This window comes from Nitrospiria bacterium (assembly GCA_035498035.1).
Lineage (GTDB): Bacteria > Nitrospirota > Nitrospiria > JACQBZ01 > JACQBZ01 > JACQBZ01.
This window is the reverse complement of record DATKAN010000023.1, coordinates 1-23,941: the sequence shown is the minus strand read 5'-3', so window position 1 is coordinate 23,941 and position 23,941 is coordinate 1. Positions and strand designations below refer to the sequence as shown.

The 23,941-nt window shown below is 63.1% G+C and carries 22 protein-coding genes; 9 read left to right on the top strand and 13 right to left on the bottom strand.

What is annotated here, in order from left to right:
• Positions 1-7: 7 nt before the first annotated feature.
• Together VMN77_03855 and VMN77_03850 are read right to left on the bottom strand one after the other, a co-directional pair.
• Positions 8-601 carry an LPP20 family lipoprotein gene (locus VMN77_03855; protein ID HTN42912.1) on the bottom strand — a complete coding sequence of 198 codons (594 nt, stop codon included), beginning with the start codon at positions 599-601 and terminating at the stop codon, positions 8-10.
• Positions 602-658: 57 nt separating this feature from the next.
• Positions 659-1,411 (bottom strand): hypothetical protein, encoded by a 753-nt coding sequence (locus VMN77_03850; protein HTN42911.1) that lies wholly within the window; start codon positions 1,409-1,411, stop codon positions 659-661.
• A 223-nt stretch (positions 1,412-1,634) separates the two neighbouring features.
• Between VMN77_03850 and VMN77_03845 the strand changes: the two genes are divergently transcribed.
• From VMN77_03845 to VMN77_03805, 9 genes are all read left to right on the top strand, one after another.
• The gene (locus tag VMN77_03845; protein ID HTN42910.1) at positions 1,635-2,354 is read left to right on the top strand and encodes a pyridoxine 5'-phosphate synthase; all 720 of its coding nucleotides are present in this window, start codon (positions 1,635-1,637) and stop codon (positions 2,352-2,354) included.
• Positions 2,351-2,782 (top strand): holo-ACP synthase, encoded by a 432-nt coding sequence (gene acpS, locus VMN77_03840; protein HTN42909.1) that lies wholly within the window; start codon positions 2,351-2,353, stop codon positions 2,780-2,782. Before VMN77_03845 ends, acpS begins: the two co-directional genes overlap by 4 nt.
• A 296-nt stretch (positions 2,783-3,078) precedes the next feature.
• Positions 3,079-4,632 (top strand): NAD(P)H-hydrate dehydratase, encoded by a 1,554-nt coding sequence (locus tag VMN77_03835; GenBank protein HTN42908.1) that lies wholly within the window; start codon positions 3,079-3,081, stop codon positions 4,630-4,632.
• Positions 4,629-5,219, top strand: coding sequence for a tRNA (adenosine(37)-N6)-threonylcarbamoyltransferase complex ATPase subunit type 1 TsaE (gene tsaE, locus VMN77_03830; protein HTN42907.1), 591 nt, complete (start codon positions 4,629-4,631; stop codon positions 5,217-5,219). Before VMN77_03835 ends, tsaE begins: the two co-directional genes overlap by 4 nt.
• A 16-nt stretch (positions 5,220-5,235) precedes the next feature.
• Positions 5,236-6,114, top strand: coding sequence for a uracil-DNA glycosylase (locus VMN77_03825; protein HTN42906.1), 879 nt, complete (start codon positions 5,236-5,238; stop codon positions 6,112-6,114).
• 94 nt (positions 6,115-6,208) lie between these two features.
• Positions 6,209-6,715: an HIT domain-containing protein gene (locus VMN77_03820; protein HTN42905.1), complete on the top strand. Its 507-nt coding sequence runs from the start codon at positions 6,209-6,211 to the stop codon at positions 6,713-6,715.
• A complete protein-coding gene (locus VMN77_03815) occupies positions 6,712-7,041 on the top strand; it encodes a LapA family protein (GenBank protein ID HTN42904.1) in 330 nt (109 codons plus the stop codon). Before VMN77_03820 ends, VMN77_03815 begins: the two co-directional genes overlap by 4 nt.
• 19 nt (positions 7,042-7,060) lie before the next feature.
• Positions 7,061-9,787 (top strand): DNA mismatch repair protein MutS, encoded by a 2,727-nt coding sequence (gene mutS / locus VMN77_03810; protein HTN42903.1) that lies wholly within the window; start codon positions 7,061-7,063, stop codon positions 9,785-9,787.
• Positions 9,780-11,228 carry a sensor domain-containing diguanylate cyclase gene (locus tag VMN77_03805; protein ID HTN42902.1) on the top strand — a complete coding sequence of 483 codons (1,449 nt, stop codon included), beginning with the start codon at positions 9,780-9,782 and terminating at the stop codon, positions 11,226-11,228. The genes mutS and VMN77_03805 overlap by 8 nt, the downstream gene beginning before the upstream one ends.
• Positions 11,229-11,233: 5 nt before the next feature.
• On the opposite strand, the gene VMN77_03800 is transcribed toward VMN77_03805, so the two are convergent.
• From VMN77_03800 to VMN77_03750, 11 genes are all read right to left on the bottom strand, one after another.
• The gene (locus VMN77_03800; GenBank protein ID HTN42901.1) at positions 11,234-12,529 is read right to left on the bottom strand and encodes a pitrilysin family protein; all 1,296 of its coding nucleotides are present in this window, start codon (positions 12,527-12,529) and stop codon (positions 11,234-11,236) included.
• Between the two features lie 30 nt (positions 12,530-12,559).
• On the bottom strand, positions 12,560-14,659 hold the full coding sequence (gene pnp, locus VMN77_03795) for a polyribonucleotide nucleotidyltransferase (protein HTN42900.1): 2,100 nt from the start codon (positions 14,657-14,659) through the stop codon (positions 12,560-12,562).
• A 193-nt stretch (positions 14,660-14,852) separates the two neighbouring features.
• Positions 14,853-15,119, bottom strand: a complete 267-nt coding sequence (gene rpsO / locus VMN77_03790) for a 30S ribosomal protein S15 (protein HTN42899.1) — start codon at positions 15,117-15,119, stop codon at positions 14,853-14,855.
• A 57-nt stretch (positions 15,120-15,176) separates the two neighbouring features.
• On the bottom strand, positions 15,177-16,127 hold the full coding sequence (gene truB / locus VMN77_03785; GenBank protein HTN42898.1) for a tRNA pseudouridine(55) synthase TruB: 951 nt from the start codon (positions 16,125-16,127) through the stop codon (positions 15,177-15,179).
• A 145-nt stretch (positions 16,128-16,272) separates the two neighbouring features.
• On the bottom strand, positions 16,273-17,352 hold the full coding sequence (locus VMN77_03780) for a hypothetical protein (protein ID HTN42897.1): 1,080 nt from the start codon (positions 17,350-17,352) through the stop codon (positions 16,273-16,275).
• Positions 17,349-17,708 carry a 30S ribosome-binding factor RbfA gene (gene rbfA / locus VMN77_03775; protein HTN42896.1) on the bottom strand — a complete coding sequence of 120 codons (360 nt, stop codon included), beginning with the start codon at positions 17,706-17,708 and terminating at the stop codon, positions 17,349-17,351. Before rbfA ends, VMN77_03780 begins: the two co-directional genes overlap by 4 nt.
• A 12-nt stretch (positions 17,709-17,720) precedes the next feature.
• The gene (locus VMN77_03770) at positions 17,721-18,002 is read right to left on the bottom strand and encodes a DUF503 domain-containing protein (GenBank protein HTN42895.1); all 282 of its coding nucleotides are present in this window, start codon (positions 18,000-18,002) and stop codon (positions 17,721-17,723) included.
• A gap of 17 nt (positions 18,003-18,019) precedes the next feature.
• Positions 18,020-20,605 carry a translation initiation factor IF-2 gene (gene infB, locus VMN77_03765; protein HTN42894.1) on the bottom strand — a complete coding sequence of 862 codons (2,586 nt, stop codon included), beginning with the start codon at positions 20,603-20,605 and terminating at the stop codon, positions 18,020-18,022.
• Between the two features lie 57 nt (positions 20,606-20,662).
• Entirely contained in the window at positions 20,663-22,117 is a 1,455-nt protein-coding gene (gene nusA / locus VMN77_03760; protein HTN42893.1) for a transcription termination factor NusA, read from the bottom strand.
• 217 nt (positions 22,118-22,334) lie between these two features.
• The gene (gene rimP, locus VMN77_03755) at positions 22,335-22,805 is read right to left on the bottom strand and encodes a ribosome maturation factor RimP (GenBank protein HTN42892.1); all 471 of its coding nucleotides are present in this window, start codon (positions 22,803-22,805) and stop codon (positions 22,335-22,337) included.
• 307 nt (positions 22,806-23,112) lie between these two features.
• A partial coding sequence (locus VMN77_03750) for a CARDB domain-containing protein (protein HTN42891.1) occupies positions 23,113-23,941 on the bottom strand: 829 nt, incomplete at its 5' end.

Below are 23,941 nucleotides of genomic sequence, written 5' to 3'. Positions count from 1 at the left end.
CGGGGGATTACTGGCCCCGTTTTTGTTCTTCGGCCGCCAGGCTGTCGAAGGATTTCTCGGCGTTTTGTTTCACATAATCCCTTACGGCCGAGTTCAATTCCTTGATCTTATCCAGGCTGTTCTTGAAATTTTCCAGATCCAGACGGGCCAGGGAGTAGAACGTCCCGTCGGAGGGATCGCTCCAGTGATCGATGATCATCACCCCGTTCAGGGTCGCGGACGAGAAGGTCTTGATCGCCTGCTCGACATACTGCTCTTCGCTCGTCGCCGACGCGTTGGTCACCGCCCCTCCGCCGGTCGTGGATGCGGTGTAATCCTTCATCAGGGACGCGGTGTAGGTTTCGAAGATCTTGGTGATTTCGGCCCGGGCCCGGTTCTCGGACGTGGTCTGCGCCAGCGGCCGGTTCCGCACGCCGGTCACGGCGCCGACCCCGTAGAAGACCTTGTTGCCCGAGTCTTTGAATGCGCCGCTGCCCTTGGTCACCCACTCCGGCGGTTGGGCGCCGGCCGGCTGGCGACCGGCGCAGCCCGTCATCAAAACCGGCACCAGCGCCGCCAGGACAAATCCGAGAACCATCGCCCTTGAACTCTTTTCTTTCATGGCTTCCTCCTTATGGATACCGTTGATCCGATAAAATGTCCCTTACAGTTTAACACATCAGAACACGTATTGAAGCGACAAAATTGGACCGGCGATGACATCATAATCCCGAAAACAAGAAAACCCGGTTTGACCGCAGGAAACTTTACCCGAGGGATAATTGATCCGGTGGTAGGCGAATCCCACCCCTCCCACCAAGGGCCAGCGGATGCCGGCATAGCTCAATCCCCCCTCGATCATGAACCCCTGGATCAGGGCCAGATTCAGGTACGCGGCCCAACGCTGGCTCGCCAAAGGGTAGCCCAGAAGAAGTCCGGGACCGACCTGGCCCAGCACATCCGTTTTCGTGCACCCGGCGCAATTCAAATCGGTCGTTTGCTGGTTCCGCATATAACCGATATAGGGGCTCACCCCCGTCAGGATCGTATATCCGATGGCGAGGTTCAGTTCGTTCATGTCCACCTTTGAAGTTTGAGAGAACAAAGGGTCTGAAAAAGAAGAGGGCTGCTCCGCGACGTCGAGGCTCACGGCCGATACCTGCGCACCGGCAAACCAATGTCCGAACGAAACGTTCAAGGCCGCCGCGGGCATCCAGGCCCCGTTGGATCGCGGGGCATCGACATGATTGGTTTTTAACCCCAGGGAAGTTTGGGACTCGAGTTTTAAAGTCCGCCGCAGCGAAACGAACTGCTCCTTGAGTCCCACAACAACGTTGATCTCCTCCGCCGCCGCCGGCGGGACCCAAACAACGACGAGGAGCGGGAGGGTCAAAAGCCAGGCAAGGCGGTTCGGCCCGCGGCGTCTTCCCATCGTTCAACCGACACTCCGCTTTCGGTGCGTGTCATGGGATGGGGCCTTTTTTTTTCCAGAGAGGAAGCGGTCCATTCGCCCTCGCGGTCGGAATCGAAACGTATCGGGGATCTCTCAGAACTATAAGGAGTTTCCCTGCGATTGTCAAACGATTCCATCCCCAAAAAGACCTTGCCAAGTTCCGGAGGTTTCTGCGATAATGAGGCCGTTTGCGAGGTAAATCATGGCACGATTAGGCGTAAACATCGATCACGTGGCCACCTTGCGCCAGGCGCGGGGCGGAAGCGAACCGGACCCGATCGCGGCCGCCGTGCTGGTGGAGCTGGCCGGCGCGGACGGCATCGTGGTCCATCTTCGCGAAGACCGCCGCCACATCAAGGACCGCGACCTGCACCTCCTGCGTGAAACGGTCCAAACGAAGCTGGACCTGGAGATGGCCCCGGTGGAGGAGATCGTCAAGGTCGCGCTGGACGTCAAACCCCACATGGTCACCTTCGTTCCGGAGCGGCGGGAAGAGCTCACGACCGAAGGGGGCCTCGACGTGGCCGGCCTCCGTGAATCGCTCCGCGGCACGGTCACCCTGCTGCACGACGCCGGCATCGGGGTGAGCCTCTTCATCGAACCGGACATGGATCAGGTCAAAGCCTCGCATAAGATCGGCGCGGATTACATCGAAATCCATACCGGTCGTTACGTGAATGCCCGGCTGCAAAAGGAACAGGACGCCCGATTCGAGGCGATCGAGCAGACCGCCAAGATGGCTTACAAGCTGGGAATGGGCGTCAATGCCGGCCACGGCCTCGACTACCGGAACATCAAACGCCTGCTTCCGATCCATGAAATCGTCGAGTACAACATCGGCCACAGCATCATCTCGCGGGCCGTGCTGGTCGGACTTCAACAGGCCGTGCGGGAAATGAAGGACGTGCTGAACAAAGGCTGATTCCCATTATCATCGGCATCGGTATAGATCTCGTGAAGAGCGCCCGCATCAGGGACGCCGTCCAAAAATGGGATAAGCGGTTCTTGAATCGAATCTTCACCCCCCTCGAACAGGAATACGCCTTCGCGCACAAGGTCCCCTATCTCCATCTGGCCGGGCGCTTCGCGGTGAAGGAAGCCGTGATGAAGGCCCTCGGAACCGGCTGGAGCGGCGGCATCCGGTGGACGGAGATCGGCGTCGTCAACGAATCCCCCGACGGACCCGAGGGCTCCGTCAAAACCTCCGGGACGGGCCGGCCGCGCGTGGAGGTGACCGGTCATGTCAAGAAGCTGGCGGACGAGCGCGGGGTCAAGGCGATCCAGGTCAGCATCAGCCACGACACCGACTACTCCATCGCCCAGGTGGTCCTGATCGGAGAAGATTCCTAGGAAACGGTCGCATGGGGCTGTGCCCCGCGGCTCCGGCGGCTTCCGTTTGACCCGGCTAAGGCTCGGCCGCTAAATTTTGCGAAGGTGAAACACCCAAAATTTGCCATACAGACTTGGCCGCGTCCTTCGCCAAGCCGGGTTACCCCAAACGTAAGCCGAGTCGCCGTTTGGGCCCAGCACCAAGCGACCGCCTAATAGGCGTCGCAGGACTTTATCCAGCGAGCAACGCGGGCGAGAGGGGGAGGCTCCATCCGGCTCGGCCGGTGGAGGGGGCGACGTGAGCCCCTACAAATAAGATGCATGTCGTCACTGCCCAAGAAATGAAATTATTGGATCGCCGGACGATCGAGGAGTTCCATGTCCCCGCGAGCGTCCTGATGGAAAACGCCGGGCTTCGGGTCGTGGAGGAAATCGAGGCCGCGTGGGGTCCCGTGAGCGGAAAGACCGTCGCCGTCGCGGCCGGCAAAGGAAACAACGGCGGCGACGGGTTGGTCGTCGCCCGGCATCTCCGGGAGCGCTCGGCCCGCGTCCAGGTCTTTCTGCTGGCCCCGCCGGAGCAATTGACCGGCGAAACACGGGCCAATCTCGAACGGTATCAGAAAATTTCGGGCCGGGCCCTCGTAATGAAGGAGGAAACGCTCGGCGACCTGAATCAAGCGCTGTCGCAAAGCGATCTCATCGTGGACGCGCTGTTCGGAACGGGGCTCTCAGCGCCGGTAACGGGTCTGGCCGCTCGGATGATCGAGGCGATCAACGCGTCGGGAAAACCGGTCGTCGCGGTGGACCTCCCGTCCGGGATCCACACCGACACCGGCCGGGTGATGGGGATCGCCGTGAAGGCCTCGGTCACGGTGACCTTCGCGCTTCCGAAACGCGGCCTGCTGCTCCCCCCCGGATCCGACCACGCCGGTCGGCTGCGAGTCGCGGACATCGGCATCCCGCCGGCGCTCGTCCGTCAACTCCCCGTCTCGGTCCAGTGGATGACCCCGGCCGAGGTTTCCGAGGGGCTCGCCCGACGGCCCCTGAGCGCGCACAAAGGGACCTTCGGCCACGTCCTCGTGGTCGCGGGCTCGGTCGGCAAAGGCGGCGCGGCCGCGATGACCAGCCTTTCCGCGCTCCGGGTCGGGGCCGGACTGGTGACGCTCGCGCTCCCGTCCGGGTTGGAGGGAACGTTGCCGGACCGCCCGCTCGAAATCATGACGCTTCCGCTTCCGCAGACCCCCGACCGGTCGCTTGGAAAGGGCGCGCTCGAGCCGCTGTTAAAATTCGCCCAGGATAAGTCGGTAGCGGCCGTCGGGCCGGGACTCTCCACGCATCCCGAGACGGCGCTGGTGGTCCACGGCCTGATCGCGCAACTCACGATCCCGATGGTGATCGACGCCGACGGCCTGAACGTCTTGGTCGGCCATCTGGAATTGCTGAAACAGGCCCGGGCCCCCCTGGTCCTGACGCCGCACCCCGGCGAGATGGCCCGACTGACCGGGACCAGCACCCATGCCGTTCAGGCCGACCGCCTCGGCGTGGCGGCCGATTTTGTGCAACGCCATCCCGTGACGCTGGTCTTGAAAGGGGCGGGAACGATCATCGCCGATCGAAGCGGGGTCCTGACCGTCAATTCGACAGGCAATCCCGGAATGGCGACGGCGGGAACCGGGGACGTATTGACCGGGATGATCGCCGGCCTGATCGCGCAGGGTCATCCACCCGACCAGGCCGCCCGTTTCGGGGTATACCTGCACGGGTTGGCCGGGGATCTGGCCGGGGCCGAGGTCGGCGAAGTCGGTTTCATCGCGGGAGACCTCATCCGGCGGATTCCGGCCGCAATCACGAAGGCGATGGGACCCGCATGAATAAATCGGCGGACAAGACAAAGAAGCGCCGCGATCTCCCATCCAAGAACGCCGGAAGGATCAGGCCGGTCTGGATCAGCCGATCGCCGGAGGAGACCCGGTCCTGCGGCGAGGCCCTCGGGCGGCGCTTGACCGGGGGCGAAATGATCGCCCTGGAGGGAAATCTCGGAGCCGGAAAAACGCACCTCATCCAGGGAATGGCCCGGGGCCTGGGGGTTACGGATCCGACGGTCACCAGCCCGACCTTCGTGTACCTCCATGAGTTCCGGGGGCGCCATCCCTTGGCTCACGTGGATCTCTTCCGGATCGAACGGGAAGCGGACCTGTTCGACCTGGGCCTGTTTGAATATCTGGACGGTCCATGGGTCGTGGCGATCGAGTGGGCCGACAAGGCCGGCGGGGCGCTTCCGGCCGAGCGCCTGACGATCCGTCTGACCCAACAGGATGAAACGACCCGGCGGATCGAGTTCGAGGCGACCGGGGAACGCTATCAAGCCCTGCTTTCGGCATTTACCCAGCGAGCAAGGCGAGCGAGAGGGGGAGGCTCTGGAGGCTTAGCCTCCGGAGGGGGCGACGCGAGCCCCTAGAATGGATGAAAGCAAAATGAATCCAGAAAAAGAATCCGTGAAAATTCTCCTGGATAATTTTCGCGCGTATATCCAGATGTACCGGGAATGGGGCTTGGAAGGGGTAAATGTGAAACTGCCGGACGCGGTTTCCGTAGGGGCGTACGGCCGTACGCCCCTACAAAAAAATGCGCCAGAAATCGGCCGGAATGATGTAGGGGCGACGCATGCGTCGCCCCTACCGACAGCCGTCCAACCCACAATCCATTCAAAGACCTCCCTCCTTTCCGCCCTTCGCGCCGAAATCGGCGACTGCACGCGGTGCAAGCTGCACACGGGCCGGAGGCAACTCGTCTTCGGAAGCGGAAATCCCGAGGCCGAGCTGATGTTCGTGGGCGAGGCCCCCGGCGAGGATGAAGACCGGCAGGGAGAACCCTTCGTGGGAAAGGCCGGGCAGCTCCTCACCCGCATCATCCGGGCGATGGGGCTCCCGCGCGAGGAGGTCTACATCGCGAACATCATCAAATGCCGCCCGCCCAAAAACCGCAACCCGGAGCCGGACGAGATCGAGACCTGCTCCCCGTTTCTTCGACGGCAGATCGAGACCATCCGGCCGAAGGTGATCTGCGCGCTGGGCAACTTCGCGGCCCAGACCCTCCTGGCCACCGGGCAGAAAATCTCGCAGCTTCGCGGACGGTTTCATGCGCTGCCCCCGTCGTTTTCCGACGGCGCGGCGGCGGGGATCAAGGTGATGCCGACCTTTCACCCGGCCTACCTGCTGCGGAATCCGGAAGACAAAAAGCGGGTCTGGGAGGACATGCAAATGATCATGCGAGAACTTAACCTGGCCGGACGGGTGGCCGGAGGCGGGGCGCCCCATCCGCCCGCAACGACACAGCCAGGGGATCTCCAGTGAGGTTTAACGGCGCACGGAGTAACCCAAAAGTAAGGACGGATGGGGCTGCCGCAGGACAGGACCCGTCCGAGAAAAGATTCAATTCGGAGGCCCAATGAAGCAACTGTGGGCGCCCTGGCGCATGCCCTATCTTAAAGAGACCCAACCCAAGGGATGCATCTTTTGCTCGAAGGTCCGCCAAAACGACGACCGTTCCAACCTGATCCTGCACCGCCGGCGGCATTCCTTCGTCATGATGAACCTCTATCCCTACAGCAACGGGCATCTCCTCGTCACGCCCTACCGCCACGTCGGCTCGATCGAGGACCTCGATCCGGCGACGCTCACGGACCTGATGCGGGGCGCGCAGGAGTCGCTCAAGGCGCTGCGGCGGGTTTTCAGGCCGGACGCCTTCAATCTCGGGGTGAACCAGGGCCGCGAGGCCGGGGCCGGAATCGAAGCGCACGTCCATCTCCATATCGTGCCCCGGTGGAACGGCGACACCAACTTCATGCCGGTGCTGAACGACACCCGGGTCATTCCCGAGCACCTGGAATCCAGCTACGACAAGCTGCGCCCCCTGTTTCCACCCGGGCGACGAAAGGCCAAGGTGAAGGGATGATCCGCCTCCTGATCTTCATCCTGATTCTGGTGGGGGCCTTCGCCTTCATGATCGAGAACACCGAGCAGACGGTTCAGATCCGGTATTTCATCGGGTATTCGACGGCGCCGATCCCGGTTTACCAGCTGGTCTCCGGCGCCTTCATCGTCGGAATGCTCCTGACCGGCGTCCTGATTTTTCCGGAATGGATCCGGATGCGCCTGGAGCTTCGCCGCCAACGCAAGGCCCTGGAGCGCATCGAGGTAGAGATGGGGCGCTACCGCCCCACGGCCCCCGATGCAAGCCCCGGTGACCGGGAGGCTGCGGGCGAGGGAGAAGAGACGTAGACGAGCAGGCCTGAACACCATGTCCGACCTCAGCCCCCTCATGAAGCAGTACCGCGAGACCAAGGCGCGATATCCCGACGCGATCCTGTTTTTCCGCGTGGGCGATTTCTACGAGATGTTTTTCGAGGACGCGGTCGCCGCGTCGAAAATCCTGGAGATCGCGCTCACCTCCCGCGACAAATCGAAGGAGGACTCGGTCCCCCTCTGCGGCATTCCCTACCACGCCGCCTCGACCTATATCGCCAAATTGATCCGGGCCGGAAGGAGCGTGGCGGTCTGCGACCAGGTGGAGGATCCCCGTCAGGCCAAGGGGCTGGTCCGTCGCGAGGTGGTGCGGGTCATCACGCCGGGGACCCTGATCGAGCCGGAGCTCCTCGCCTCCAACGAGAACAACTACCTGGCCTCCGTGTCCCTTTCCAAGGCGGGAAGCGGCCTGCCCGCCGCGGCGGGACTCGCCTTCGTCGACCTGTCGACCGGGGAGTTCAATCTGACCCAGTTCGACGGCCCGGGCGCGGAAGAAGAGCTTTTTTCCGAGCTGGCCCGCCTGGAGCCCAAAGAGATCCTGGTCTCCGAGTCCGACCGGCCCCGGTTTGAGACTTCGCTCGGCCGACGGACCCCGGCCCCGGCGACGACCCCGCGGCTCTGCGGGTTTGCGGATGGGGCCTTCGAGCCCGGCCGGGCGCGTCGGGCCCTTCTGGACCATTTCCGTCTCCAGTCTCTGGCGGGGTTCGGCTGCGAGGAAATCCCGATCGCCGTCGCGGCCGCCGGCGCGCTGCTGCGCTACCTTCAGGAAACCCAGCTCACGGCCCTGGGACACCTCCACCCCTTGAAACGATACCGGAAGGCGGACCACCTCGTCCTGGACTCGACCGCGCAGCGGAATCTGGAGCTGACCCGGCGTCTGGTCGACGGCCGGCCGGAAGGCTCGCTGCTCTGGGCGCTGGACCGGACCCTCACCCCGATGGGGGCGCGCCGGCTCCGGAACTGGCTGCTCCGGCCGCTCCTGGACCTCGGGGAGATCCGGGCGCGGCAGGCCGCGATCGAAACGTTCCGGGTCGAGACGACGCGGCGAGATCGCCTTCGCTCGCATTTGAAGGACGTGGGCGACCTGGAACGGATCATCGGGCGGGTCTCGCTCGGCACCGCGCTGGCCCGCGATCTGGTCCAGCTTAAAAACTCGATCGAGCGGCTTCCCGCCGTTTACAAGGGCCTGGCGGAGGCGGGCTCCTCCGCCCCGGAGCCGGGCCCCCGGTCCATTCTGGAAACGATCCGCGCGGAGTGGGACGATCTGACCGACATCCATTCCCGCATCGGGCAGACGCTGGTCGACGCACCGCCGCCGGGGCTTCACGACGGCGGATTGATCCGGGACGGCGTCGATCCGGCCCTGGATGAACTGAACGGGATCGCCCGCGACGGAAAACGCTGGATCTCGGCGCTGGAGACGAAGGAGCGGGAACGGACCGGAATCGAGTCGCTCAAGGTCCGTTACAACCAGGTGTTCGGCTTCTATATCGAGGTGACGAAGACGCATCTCTCGCGCGTGCCGCCGGATTATCACCGAAAGCAGACCCTGGTCAACGCCGAACGATACATCACGCCCGAGCTCAAGGATCTGGAGACCAAGGTGCTCGGGGCGGAGGAACGGAGCCGGGTGCTTGAATTCGAGATCTTCGAGCGGCTCCGGACGGAGACGGCGGCGGCCGCGGCCCGGGTCCAGGCCATGGCCCGATCGGTGGGCCTGTTGGATGTGCTGTCCGCGCTGGCCGAGGTCGCGGCCACGGAAAATTACGTCAGGCCGGAGGTGGATGAAGGCGACGAGATCCGGATCATCGACGGACGGCATCCGATGCTGGAGCGGATGTTGCCGAGGGGGTCCCGCTTCATCCCGAACGACGCGATCATCGACGGGCGGGACAACCGTCTGCTGGTCATCACCGGTCCCAACATGGCGGGCAAGTCCACCTATATGCGGCAGGTGGCCCTGATCGTGATCCTCGCCCAGACGGGCTCCTTCGTGCCTGCGGGGGAGGCCCGGATCGGACGGGTCGACCGGATCTTCACCCGGATCGGCGCCTCGGACGACCTGATGGGGGGGCAGAGCACCTTCATGGTCGAGATGACCGAAACGGCCGCCATCCTTCACGAGGCGACCGCCCGCAGCCTGATCCTGCTGGACGAGATCGGGCGGGGAACCAGCACCTTCGACGGCCTCAGCATCGCCTGGGCGGTGGCGGAATACCTTCACCACCCGGCCCGATCGGGCGCGCGGACGCTGTTCGCCACGCATTACCATCAGCTCACCGAGCTGGCTTTGACTTTTTCCGGGATAAAGAATTACAATATCGCCGTCCGCGAATGGAACGACGAGATCATCTTCCTGCGGAAGATCGTGGCCGGGGGCACCGATCGCAGTTACGGGATCCAGGTGGCCCGCTTGGCCGGTCTGCCCCGGGACGTGATTCAACGCGCGATGGAAATCCTGGCCAACCTGGAAAACGGCGAGTTGAACGAGCTCGGGCAGCCCCGCCTGGCCTCGCATTTGAAGCGGCCGTCGGACCTCCCCGGCGCGGGGGCCGAGGTCCCGGGGGGCGATCAGTTCAACCTCTTTAACCCGGCGGCCCACCCCGTCGGGGGCGAAATTTTGCGGGAGCTCCGGAAAACGGAACCGGACCGTCTCACGCCGCTGGAGGCGCTCACCCTGCTGCACGAGCTGAAAAAGAAAGCCGAGGGCCCCCTTGAATAAGGTCGCCAAGGCCGGAGGGGAAAAGGCCCCGTCCGCGAACAACCGGGTCAACATCGCCATCATCGGCGGAGGCCGGGGAGGCCGGGCGCTCGTCGAGCTCCTGTTCAACGATCCCACCGTCCGGATCGTCGGCATCGCCGACCTCAACCGGAAGGCCCCGGGGATCCTTCTCGCCAAACGCCTGAGGATCCGGCATACCGCCGATTACCGGAAATTGCTGAAGCCCCATCCCGTCGACATCGTCATGGACGTGACCAAGAACCCCGCGATCGGACGGGACATCGCGAGCCTCGTTCCCGGCGCCGAGATCATCGGGGGGTACAGCGCCCGCTTGATGTGGCGAATGGTGGAGGCCCGGATCAAGAGCCGGGAGGAGATCGAACGCCTGCTGATCGAGTATCAGTCCCTCTACGATCTCGGCCTGAAGCTCACGGCCAGCGAAAACCCGGAGAAGCTTTATCAAACGATCGTGGATTACGCCACCAGCCTGACGAACACGCCGGCCGGAAGCCTCACCATTTTCGAGGAGAAACGGGGCGAGATGTCCCTCGCCGCCGTCAAAGGGGTCACGAGGCGGTTCTCGAACAAGACGCGATGGAAGGTCCGCCAGGGCGGGCTGACCAGCCACATCTTGAATCAGGACCAGCCGCTGGCGGTCCAGGACATCCGGCGGCACCCGAGGTTCGACAACCCCATCATGGTGCGGGAAGGCATCCGCTCCCTCATCGCCTCGCCGCTTAAAACCGAGGGGCGGATCGTGGGGATTCTCTACGTCGACGACTTCAAACCGCGCCAGTACACCACCCGCGAGATCTCGCTCCTGTCGCTCCTGTCCACTTTCGCCGCGATGGCGATCGAAAAGACGAAGCTGCTGGAGTCCACCCGCCAGCTGGCCATCACGGATGAATTGACCGGGCTTTACAACCACCGCCATTTCCGCCAGCAGCTGAACATCGAAACCAACCGGGCCGATCGCTACGGACGGTCGCTCTCCCTCATGATGATCGACATCGATTATTTCAAACACTACAACGACACCAACGGTCACCTGAAGGGCAATGAGGTGCTGAAGGAAGTGGGCCGGATCCTCAAAGAGACCAGCCGGGAGGTGGACATCGTCGCCCGTTACGGCGGGGAGGAGTTTGCGATCATCATGCCCGAAACAAAACGCCGCCGGGCCTTCGTCCTTTCCGAACGCCTCCGGAAACGGATCGCCTCTCACAAATTCGAAAACGGGCACAAGCAGCCTAACAAGAAACTGACCGTCAGCGTCGGCGCGGCCTCCTACCCGGAGAGCGCGGCAACGGCCTTCGATCTCATCGCGGAGGCCGACAAGGCGCTGTATGAGGCCAAGCGCGCCGGCCGAAATACCGTATGCGTATCCCGTCGGAAGGCCAAAACCTCCGACCGGCCGCCCCCGCATCGCTTGAGACAGGCGTAGGGAATCTACTCGGCGAGCAGGGCCTCGAAAGTCCGGCCGCCGGCGGACACGGGGCCCAGGACCGTCAGGGAAAGTTTCCGGGGATCGAGCAGTTGATCGCTCAAGCGCCGGACCTGCCGTCGTGAAACCCGGTTGATCTCGCGCAGCGTCTCATCCAGCGAAAAGTACCTTCCAAAGTAAATTTCGTCCTTGGCCAGGCGGCTCATCCGGCTGTTCGTGCTTTCCAGGCTGAGCAGGATGCCGCCCTTCATCTGATTGACGGCGCGCCGAAGCTCGCCCCGCTGCACACCCCGGTCCCGGAGCTTTCGAAGCTCCCGGATCGTCAGTCGAACCACCTCCCGGACGGCCTTCGGGCTGGACGCCGCGTAGACCGTCAACATCCCCGCGTCCTGAAATCCGGCGTGGTGGGAATAAATCGAATAGACCAGTCCCCGCTTCTCCCGGATCTCCTGAAACAGCCGCGAGCTCATTCCCCCGCCCAGGAGGACGCTCAGGGCGTAGATTCCGTAGCGGTCTCCATGGGCGATCGGAAGCCCCGGGACCCCCAGACACAGATGCGCCTGCTCGAGTTTTTTCGGCCGGACGAGGAGTCGGCCGACGGCCGAAGGCGCCCGGCGGGGTAGGGTCTTCTCAAGTCCGAGGTTTGAAATTTTGGAGGATGGACCGAAAGTCCGGAACAGCCGATTCAGCTGCTTAAACAGGGCGGGCCGGTTGAAGCGCCCGGCCGCCGAGATGACCGTCCGTTCCGGACGGTAATTCCGGTCCAGGAAGTTCCGGATCTGCCGACGGGTGACGGATCGAATGACCTTGACGTCGCCGAGGATCGGCCGGCCGATCGGGTTTCCGCTCCAGACGTTTTCGGTATGCAGATCGTAGATCAGGTCCTCGGGATCGTCCTCGACCATCTTGATTTCTTCCAGGACGACCCGCTTTTCCCGTTCGATCTCGACGGATGGGAAGACGGAGTGGCGGAACAGATCCGCGAGAAGATCCACCGCCCGGGGAAGGTGCTCGTCGATCACGTGGGCGTAAAACGCGGTGCTCTCCCGCGACGTGAAGGCGTTGAGCTCGCCGCCCAGGCCGTCCATCTCCTGGGCGATTTCCCGGGCCGAGCGGCGAACCGTGCCTTTGAAGAACATGTGCTCGACGACGTGGGCCAGACCGGCCTGCGCCTCCGTCTCGTCGCGGGAGCCGACCTCGACCCAGATCCCCACCGAGGCCGATTTCACCGAGGGGATCTCTTCCATGACGACGCGGATCCCGTTGTCCAGGACCTCTTTGTGAAACTGCCGGCCGGGCATTTATTGAAGGGGCTCGCGTCGCACGGGGGTTTATCCTTTTTGGCCTTCGGCCCCGGCTCTCAAAACCTCTTTGCGGCTCAGTCGGATCTTTCCCTGCTTGTCGACTTCCAAGACCTTCACCAGGATCTCGTCCCCCTCCTTGACCTCGTCCTGCACCCGGTTGACCCGGTGCTCCGCGAGTTGGGAGATGTGGACCAGGCCGTCGGTTCCCGGCAGGATCTCGACAAAGGCGCCGAAGTCCATGATCTTCACCACCTTGCCCTTGTAAATCTTGCCGACCTCGACCTCTTCCGTGATCTTTCCGATCATCTCCATCGCCAGCTTCGCGGCCTCGGCGTCCGCCGAGGCGATGAAAATGGTCCCGTCATCCTCGATGTCGATCTTCACGCCCGTTTTTTCGACGATGCCCCGGACGACCTTGCCGCCCGGTCCGATCACTTCGCCGATCCGCTCCTTCTTCACGTGCATCGTGAAGATCCGCGGGGCCAGCGAAGAGAGGTCGGGTCGCGGCGCCGAGATCGCCTGAAGCATCCGGTCCAGGATATGAAGCCGGCCGACGTGGGCCTGCTCCAGCGCCTCGCGGAGAAGCGCCTCGGTGATGCCCGGGATTTTCATGTCCATCTGCAGGGCCGTGACCCCCTGACGGGTTCCGGTCACCTTGAAGTCCATGTCGCCCAGATGATCCTCCAGCCCCAGGATGTCCGAGAGGATCACGGTCTGCGATCCTTCCTTGATCAGGCCCATGGCGATGCCGGCCACGGGGGACTTGATCTGCACCCCCGCGTCCATCAGGGCCAGCGTCCCGCCGCAGACCGTCGCCATCGACGAGGATCCGTTCGACTCCAGGATGTCCGAAACGATCCGGAGGGTGTAGGGAAACGCCTCCCGGCCGGGGATCACCGGCCGCAGGGCGCGTTCGGCCAGCGCCCCGTGTCCGATTTCCCGCCGGCCCGGACCCCGCATCGGCCGGGCCTCGCCCACCGAAAAGGGAGGAAAGTTGTAGTGCAGCATGAAGGTCTTCGTCGATTCGCCCTCGAGGGCGTCGATGCGCTGCTCGTCCTCGGACGTTCCCAGCGTCACGACGGCCAGGCTCTGCGTCTCCCCCCGCGTGAACAGGGCGGAACCGTGCGTGCGGGGCAGGATTCCCACCTCGCAGGTGATCGGCCGGATATCGGAGCTTCCGCGGCCGTCGGCGCGAAGGCCCTTGGTCAGGATCATCTGCCGGACGGCGTTGCGCTCCAGCTCGTGGAAGATCTCGGCGACCTCCCGTGAGCGGTCCGTCTCCGGCGTATTGATCTGGGCCTGGACCTCTTTCAGGACGGCGTCCAGCCGTTCCTGCCGGGCCGTCTTGTTGGGAATCAGCACGGCCTCGGCGATGGAGGCCGAACATTTGGACTGGACGGTCTCGAACAGCGCCGGGTCCGTCGTCTTCTGGACCGGCTCCCGTTTCGGCTTTCCGGCCAGCGCCTTCAACTTCAAAATGGCCTCGATGATTTTCCGGATCTCGGCGTGGGCGAGGGAGATGGCGTCGATCATCGTCTGCTCCGAAAGCTCGTTGGCGCCGCCCTCCACCATCATCACGGCCTCCGTCGTGCCGGCCACCACCAGATTCAGGTCGCTCGACTCGATCTCGGAAAAGGACGGATTGACGACGAAGCGGCCTTCGATCCGGCCCATCCGGACGGCCGCGACCGGGTCCTTGAGCGGGATGTCCGAAAGGGTCAGGGCCGCGGAGGCGGCGGTGATCGCGAGCACATCGGTCACGTTTCCCTGATCCGCCGACAGGACCGAGGCCGTCACCTGGGTGTCATAATAAAATCCCTTCGGAAAGAGCGGGCGCAGGGGCCGGTCGATCAAGCGGCCGGCCAGGATCTCCCGTTCGGCGGGACGGCCTTCGCGCTTGAAGAAGCCGCCGGGAATTTTCCCGGCCGCGTAGGCCTTTTCCTGAAAATCCACCGTGAGCGGAAGAAAATCCACCCCCGCCTTGACGACCTTGGAGGCCACCGCCGTGGCCAGCACGACCGTATCGCCGTACCGGGCCGTCACCGCGCCGTCGGCCAGCTTGGCCATGCGACCGGATTCCAAGGACAATATCTTATCCCTGACGTCTAATTCGACTTGATGAACCATGGAATACCCCCTTTGTGATTAACGATGTGATCGGTTCGCATACGGTTGGTCGTAACGAAAGCCCGCCGGGATCAATCCCTTCCGGGCCGCGACTCGGGGGCAGGAAGTAGGGAGGCATGCGCCACGGTCGGCCGAGGCACATCCCTTCCTATCTCCTTCTCCCAAGATCGGCTGTCACACTCCGATGGACGAGCTATTTACGAATGCCGAGCTTCTCGATGATCTGCTTGTAACGGTTCAGGTCTTCCCGCTGGAGATAATCCAGCAGTTTCCGACGCTGGCTGACCATCCGGAGCAGGCCGCGCCGGGAATGATGATCGTTCTTGTGACTCTTGAAATGATCCGCGAGCGAATTGATCTGGCTGCTGAGCAACGCGATCTGGACCTCCGGCGAACCGGTATCCTTCGGATGGCTCGCAAACTTCTTGATCACCTCGACTTTCTGTTCCTTTTCCAGCATGACCCTGTCTCCTTTCTTATCTTATCGGTAACCCGCGACCCCTTCCTCTTCCAAACGTTACGGATCCTCGACCGGCACCAACAATTTATCCAGCTTGAACAGATCTCCCTTGCGGTCCCGTTCCGTCCCGGCGTTTTCGGACCACCCCACCAGGGCCTCCGCCAAGGCGATCAAAACACCGGAAGCATTATACACTAAAACAGGCTGTCCTGTCTTGAATTCTTTTGGCAGCCGTCCCACCGCCTTTAGACCGATCGGGGCGCCGTGCATCAGCAAGCGGGCGCCGTGGCCCGTCACGCTCATGCTGGGAAAATCCTTCAAGACCGCGTGGGCCGGCAGGATCCGCTCCCGGATCCGGCCCGCCTTCACGTCCGCTTCCAGCGCCGGAAGGGTCAGGGCATCCTCGATCCGGAAAGGGCCCGAACGCGTGCGTTCAAGCCGGCGGAGGTGGGCCCCCGGGCCGAGCCGCTCGCCGATATCGGCGCACAGGGTCCGGACGTAGGTGCCCTTGGAGCAGGCCACCTCCATCGTGACGTCGACGCCTTCCATTTTCAACAGCTCGAGGCGGTGGATGACGACGGTCCTCGGCGGGCGATCGACCTCCCGGCCGGCCCGGGCCGCCTTGTACAGCGGCTGTCCGTCGACTTTCACGGCGGAATACATCGGCGGGATCTGCCGGATCGCCCCGTGAAACGAAACGAGGGCGTCCCGGACGCGACCTTCCGTCAGGCCTTCCGCCTCGCGGCGGGAAAGCACCTTCCCGGTGGCATCCTGGGTGTCCGTCGTCTCTCCGAGGCGCATCACGGCGCGGTATTCCTTGTCGGTCTCGGTCAAAAACCGGGCCAGTTTGGTGGCCTTTCCCAGGCAGATCGGGAGGACGCCGGTGGCCGCCGGGTCCAGCGTGCCGGTATGCCCGATTTTCTGGATTTTCAGCACGGACCGAAGACGGGCCACGACATCGTGGGAGGTCCAGCCCGCTTCCTTATTCACGTTCAAGAATCCGTCCATCCTCAGCACCCGATTCTACAAATACGATCACACATTTCGATTCTCACAGCGCGGAGCTTGTCTCCGCGCGGAGGTAAACTCCGCGCTGTATTTTTTTCAACAATGCGTCACCCTGATTATGAATTCAGGGCCCTCAGCCCGGGTCCTATAACGCCTGCTTCAACCGGTCGATCAGATAGCCCTGGAGATAATCCCGGGATTCCGCCAGCTCGAAACCGGCCGCGGCCGGATGCCCTCCGCCGCCGAACTGCCCGGCCAATCGCGCCAGATCGGTCTCGCAGGCGGGGGTCTTGCGGAGACTGATCCGGTGGTCTTCCAGATTATATAACAGGAATATCGAGGCCGGCTCCTCCCGATCCCCGCCGGGCGCCACGCTCTGACGAAGGCTGTCGGCCACCTCGCTGGTGTAGCCGTTGCAAATCACGGCCACGATCCTCACACCGTTTTCCAGGGTTCTTTCCAGGCGGGTCCGGTTCGCCAGGGCGACGCTGGCGGCCAATTCCCGGCTGGCGCGGCGATAGGCCTCCTCCATCCGGGGGGAATACCGGAGATCTCCATTGGTGCGGAGGAGTTCCCGGTAGGCGGCCGTCCCTCCCAGGGCGGCCACCGTCAACGCCAGTTCGCGGGAGCCCCGGCGCCGGTGCAGCCAACGGTCGTTATCATCCGCCAGGAGGACCACCGGTTCGAAGCGCTTCAACTCCGCGGGGGCCGGACCCAGAAGATCCTCCGCCGAGATCAGATAGTCATACAATAGCCGGGCGGCCGAGAACCGACGGCTGGCGACCCAGCCGGTCAGCCCGAGGGCCTGAATCTCCCGTTCTTCTTTCTCGACCGCGATCGAGTGGTGGTCGATCCAGAAAACCCTCCACCCCCGGCGGATGAGGTCTTTGAAAAGCGCCTCGGTCTTCGGCTTCTTCCAGGTTATATCCGCAATCCACAGGTCCTGGGGCTCTTTCGAATTCCGCGTCACCTCTTCGATCACCCGATCCACCTCGGAGGGATGGGTGAAGACCGGCCTCGCCCTTGGCTCCCCGTAGAAGCGTCCGATGCAGACCGCGGAGGTGATTCCATCCAGGCAGAACGGGCCGTGAGTGACGATGATCGCGGATCGATCAATCCGCCGACCGCCGCCCGGCTTTTCCTTCTCCGCCGAGAGGGTTCGCGAACCGGCCCGTTGGGCCGTCCGGGCCGACATCTTTTTAGGGGTCGCGGGACGGCTTTTCATGAAGGGGACTCTTTCACCTTTTCCATCAGCTTGAAAATCTTCGCGGCCTCTTCCGCCGTATGGTCTTCATGAAAACTCAGTTCCGGAACGAAGCGGAGCTTCAGCCTTCGACCCAACTCGCTGCGGATAAACGACCGGGCCTTTTCCAGGCCCTGGAAACTCCGGGCGGCATCCGGGCCCAGGACGCTGATAAAGACCTTGGCGTTCCGCAGATCCTCCGACACCTCCACCGACGTGACGGTGACGAATCCGACGCGGGGGTCCTTGACCTTGGTCATCAGGATGTCCGCGATCTCCATCCGGATCTGATCCCCGACCCGTTCCGAGCGTTTGTATTCGACCATGGCGGCCATCATCCCGTCATCGGTTCACAGCAGTTCCAAATGGGTGTTGATGATGTCCACCCGGGGCGTCCCGCGGATCGCCCCGATCACCTTGTCCAATACCTCGTTGACAAAATCCTTCCGGTTGCCCACGCAGGCCACCCCGATCACCGTCTTTTGCCAGAGATCCTGATCGCCCACCTCGGCGATCGAGACGTTGAAGCGTTGTCTCACACGGTCCTTGAGGCTCTTGAGAACCTGTCGTTTGTCTTTGAGCGAGCCGTTGTCCGGAAGAAACAACTCGATGGTGCAGACCCCGACGATCATGTGATATGCGGATGAGGTCAGAGTTTGGCGGCGATTTTATCGACCACAAAGGCCTCGATCACGTCCCCTACCTTGAGATCATTGTAATTCTCGATGCCGATCCCGCATTCGTAGCCGGCCTGGACCTCCCGCACATCGTCCTTGAAGCGTTTCAGGGAGGAGAGTTTGCCCGTGTAGACCACCACGCTGTCGCGCAGAAGACGGACGCCCGAGCCGGCCCTCGCGATCATTCCCTCGGTGACGTAGGCCCCGGCGATCGTCCCCACTTTCGAGATGTTGAAGACCTGACGCACTTCGCAGCGCCCCGTCACCCGCTCCTTGAGGGTCGGCTCCAGCAGTCCCTCCATCGCCGCCCGGATATCGCCGATCGCATTATAAATGATGTCGTAGGTGCGAACATCCACCTTCTCGCGCTCCGCCAGGGCGGCCGCCTTGGATTCCGGCCGCACATTGAACCCGATCACGATCGCGTTGGACGCGCTGGCCAGCAGGACGTCCGTCTCGGTGATCCCGCCCGCGCCGGTGTGGATGACATTGAGCTTCACGGCCGGCGTGCTCAGCTTGTTCAAGGACTCCAACAAGGCTTCCGCGGAGCCTTGAACGTCCGTCTTCAAGATCAGGTTCAGTTCCTTGACCGTGCCTTCCTTGATCTGGCTGTAAAGGTCTTCCAGGGTGACGCGGCGCTGCTGCGCGAGCTTGGCCGTCCGTTCCTTCTGCATGCGGTTGGCGGCGATCTCCCGGGCGACGCGCTCTTCCCGGACCGCCGCGAACGAATCCCCGGCCTGCGGCACGCCCGGCAGGCCGATCACCTCCACCGGTTGCGAAGGCCCGGCCGAATCGACCTTCTTCCCGACATCGTTGATCAGGGCCCGGACGCGCCCGTAGAAGCTCCCGGTGACAAAGGCGTCCCCCACGTTCAGCGTCCCCGACTGGACCAGGACCGTGGCCACCGGCCCGCGCCCCCGGTCCATCTTGGCCTCGATGACGATCCCCTTGGCCAGACGGCCCGGATCGGCCTTGAGCTCCAGCACGTCCGCCTGGAGCAGGATCATCTCAAGCAGGCTTTCCAGGTTCAGCCGTTTCTTGGCCGACACCTCCACAAAGATGGACTGTCCGCCCCAGGCCTCCGACAAAAGGTTGTGCTCGGCCAGGGCGTTTTTCACCCGCTCCGGATTCGCCTCGGGCTTGTCGATCTTGTTGATCGCCACGATGATCGGGACATTCGCCGCGCGGGCGTGGTTGATCGCCTCGATCGTCTGGGGCATGACCCCGTCGTCGGCCGCCACGACCAGCACCACGATGTCGGTCACCTTGGCCCCACGCGCCCGCATCGCGGTGAAGGCCTCGTGGCCCGGGGTGTCGAGGAAGGTCACGGTCCGGTCCCCCACCTTGACGGTGTAGGCGCCGATGTGCTGGGTGATCCCGCCCGCCTCGCCGGCCGCGACCTTGGTGGACCGTATCGCATCCAGAAGGGAGGTTTTCCCGTGGTCGACGTGACCCATGATCGTGACGACCGGAGGACGCGGCCGCAGATCGCCCTCCGCCGGGGCTTCCTCTTCCGACAACATGTCCTCCTCCGTCTGTCCGTGGACGACCTCGGCCTTCAAGCCGTGGCTTTCGGCGATCAGGACGCCGGCCGAAAGATCCATCGGCTGATTGATGGCCGCCATCGTCCCCATTTCCATGAGCTTGCGGATCACTTCCGTCGATTTCTGTCCGATCAACTCGGCGAACTCCTTCACCGTAAGCCCCTCGGAGAGCTTGATGATCTTCTTGCGCGGCTTGGTGATCTCGACGACGCCGGCCGGCGCCGACGATCTCTTATGCCGGTCCTCGCGATGCGTCGACGGACGGATATCCCGCCAACTGCTCAGTTCGACCTGATACTCTTCAAGGGGATTCTCCCGGCCCTTCTTCGCCTTCCGGACCTTCTTGCCGCGTTGCTTCAAGCGATCGGACAGCTCCTGCTTGGCCAACTCAAAGAGGTCGGTCTTGAGGAGCTTGTGCTTGACCGGGGCGGCCACGGAGGCGGGGCCCGCGGGCGACGGAGTGGCCGGACCCCCGGGAGGGGTTCCTTCCGCGACGGGCGGAGGGGCCGCTTCGGATAGGGAAGCCGCCTGGACCGACGGCTCGGCCGGTGGAACCCCCGCGGTCGGGGGTGCGGATACGCCCTGCAGATCCGACGGTGCCGACGGCGCATGGGGGGCCGAAACGGCCGCGACGGGCTCCGCCACCGGCTCCGCTTTCTTCTTGATGAGGATCCGCGTCTTTTTTTCAGGCTCGGGCGGAAGGACCGGCTCCGCTTTCTTGAGCTTGACGGTTTTGACCGCCGGCTTCGCCGTTTTTTGGGACGGGGCGGCCGCCTTGGCCGATTTCCCGGCCGCCGCGGGCTTCTGGGCATTGGTCTTGACCGGGGCCTCGGCCCCTTTCTTGGCCGGCTTGGCCGCCGGTGCCGCCTTTTTGTATTTTTCGAGAATTTTTTTGACGGCCGACTCTTCCACCGTCGCGGAGAGGCTGGAGGCCCGGCTGCCGAGGGCTTTCAACTCGGCCAATAAATCCTTCGTCGTGACTTTTATCTTTTTAGAGAGATCGGATACTTTCATATTTTTCCTGGTTGTGCCCGCCGGTTTGATCCGCGCAGCCGCAGCGGCCCGGTCGGGTTATTCGGACGGTTTCGCCGTCTCCTCCTCCACGGGTTGCTCCGCCTCGCCCGCAGACGGAGCGGAATCGGCCTTCTTTTCCTGGCCCTGGAGATGCCCCTGGGCCGCGGAGAGAATCCGCTCGGCGGTCTTCTCTCCGATCTTCGGAACCTCCATCAATTGTTCCTTCGTCGCCGCGGCGATCTTCTCGATCGAATCAAACCCGCCCGCCGTCAAGGCCTCCAACAATTTTTTTCCGATGCCCGGAAGGTCGGTCAGCCCTTCTTCTTTTTTCCCGCCCTCGGATCCCGCCGCCGGGAGACCGGCGGCCGCGGCCCATTCGGCATCCCGCGCCTTCTGCCGGGCCTCGGCCTCGGCCTGCGCCCGGTGCTCTTGAGCGATCGCCTCCTCAATCTCCTCGGCGCGCTCCTGGGCCCGCTCCTTTTCATACTCGCTCTCGCCCATAATGTCAATCTTCCAGCCCGTCAGCTTGGCCGCCAGGCGGACATTCTGGCCGTTCTTCCCGATCGCCAGGGAGAGCTGGTGGTCCGAGACCACGACGAGCGCGGTCTTCTTCTCCTCGTCGGTCCCGACCTTCTCCACGGCGGCCGGGTTCAGCGCCTCCCCGATGAAGACGCGGGGGTCCGCGTTCCACGCGATGATGTCGATCTTTTCGCCGCGGAGCTCGCGCACCACGGCCTGAACGCGGGACCCCTTGACCCCCACGCAGGCCCCCACCGGGTCGACGGCCTGATCCTTGGAATGGACCGCGATCTTGGTCCGGTCCCCGGGCTCGCGCACGATGCCCTTGATCTCGACGATCTTCTCGGCCACCTCGGGCACTTCCAGTTTGAACAGCTCCGAGACGAAATTCGGATGAGTCCGGGACAGGATGATCTGCGGCCCCTTGGCGGATTTCTTGACCTCCAGCAGCAGCGCCCGGATCCGGTCGCCGCGACGGTAATTTTCGCGCGGGGCCTGCTCCGAGACCGGCAGCAGCGCCTCGGTCTTGCCCACCTCGACGATGTAATTCCGCCGCTCGTGCCCCAGGACGATGCCGTTGACCATTTCCCCCTGGCGTCCGGCGTACTCCTTGTAAACCGCCTCCCACTCCGCCTCGCGGACCCGCTGGAAGATGATCTGCTTGGCCGTCTGCGCGGCGATGCGGCCGAAGTCGCCCGTCTCGAGCAACAGGCCGATCTCGTCGCCTAATTCGGCGCCGGCATCCACGTTCTTGGCCTCCTCCAGGGAGACTTCCGCCTTGGGATTCTCGACCGTCTCGACGACCTTCCGGAGCGAGACTACCTCGATCTCCCCGGTCTGACGGTCGAGCCGCACCTGGACGTTTTCGTTGGCGCCGTAGCGTTTCTTCGCGGCGGTCTGGACCGCCATCTCGACGGCGCTCGCGATCTTCTGGCTGTCGATGCCCTTTTCCCGGCCGATCTGCTCGATCACGGCCAATAATTCACGATTCATGAAAATCTTCCTCCGTTATTACGACAAACGACGATATTAGTGTGATGCCCAGCGGGTGGCCGCAGGCGGGGCGCCCCACCGAGCGCAGCCGGGGTCCCTACACCGGGCGGGGTGGCGAGCACGGTGGGGCTGCCGAAGGACAGGACCCGCCGGCAAAAAATGATTAAGATAGCTTGTATTATTATCAGTAATTCCGTACGCATTTCTTCCTTTTTCTTCACCACTCCACTTCAAGCCGCGCCTGGGCGATATCCGCCAGGCTGACCTGGATGGGTTCCCCCTCTTCGGGCTGAACCTCGACGCGTTCATCCAGAAGACCCTTCAAGCGGCCGATGACGACCCACGCCCCGTCCCGCGGCTGTGTCAGCTTGAGCCGGACCAGCTTTCCCACGGACTGCCGGTAGTCCTCGGCCTTTCGCAACGGCCGGTCCAGCCCCGGCGAGGACACTTCCAGAAGATAGGCGTTGGGAATGGGATCGGCCGCGTCCAGCGCATGGCCGACGTAGCGGCTCACCTGCTCGCAGTCGTCGACATTCACGCCGCCGGGCTTGTCGATGTAAATCCGCAGATGGCCCCGGTGCCCGTGGCCGGACAGCTCAAGATCGACGAGTTCCAGACCCATGGAACTCAGGATGGGAACCACAACCTCCCGGATTCGCTCGATGATCGTTTGAGTATCCTGGGCCATCGCCTATCGCGCCAAATGAAAAAAGTGGGCGGAACCGCACCCACTTTAGACTTTTATTTTATATCACACTGTTTTATAAAAAGCAAGAGCAAAGTCCAATTGTATCGCCAGGCACGGGACGACTCCGCACGGCAAGGATATGGAACCGGACGGGGCATCGGCCGCAGCCCTCCACAGGGTCAATTCTCCGTAGGGCCTGTTCGGAAAACTGAGCGGCCGAGCCCCGAGTCCGGTTCAATTTTTATCGCAAGCCGCCCGCCGGATGCCCGGGGTACGGCCTTTATCATTATATATAGTCATCCTCCGGTCACGGCGTCACCGTGATCGTCGTGGCGGTACACCGCGTGTTGTTGGTTTCATCCGACTCGGCCACGGTGTTATTCTTGTCCGCCTGAATACACACATAATAGATCCCCGGAGGCGTCGCCGCGGGAACCCTCACCACGGTCGATGCGGCGCTCGTGGCATTGATCGCCAGCGAGGCAATCGTCCGCGTCGTGGTCGAGGCAATGTCATCCCCGCCCCCATAAGCCGTGTCGCCCGAAAGATGAAACGCCACGACGGACAAGCCGGCTTTCGTGCCGCCTTGGTTCTTGATCGAATTGGAAACGGTAATGGTTCTTCCCGCCTTGACCGTCGTCGGCGTGGCAGATAGGGCGCTGACGACCAGATCCGCCTTCGGCAGCGTGACCGTAGCGACGCTGCATAGCGTGTTGTTCCCTTCATTTCCTCCTTCGTTCACTTGATTCAGTGAATCGGCCTTCGCGCATAGATAATAGGTGCCGCCCGGCGCATTGGAGGGAATCGCAAGACTGGTCGTCGCGGTATTCGAGGCCCCCGCGCCGAGCGATGTCACAACACGAATCGTGGAGATCACAATATCGTCCCCGTTCCCGTAGACGGGGTCGGTCGAAAGATGATAGGCGATCCGAAAAACCCCGCTTGAAACCACCCCTGAATTGCTCACCGTATCGCTCACCGACAGCGCCCCGCCTTGATTGGCGGTCGACGCATTGGGGGCAATATTCGTCATAATCAGATCAAGAGGAGGAACACCCGCAACGGTAAGCGTGGTGCTCCCGTTAATGCTGCCGGAGGTGGCCGTGATCGTGGTGGTGCCCGGGCCGATTCCGGTG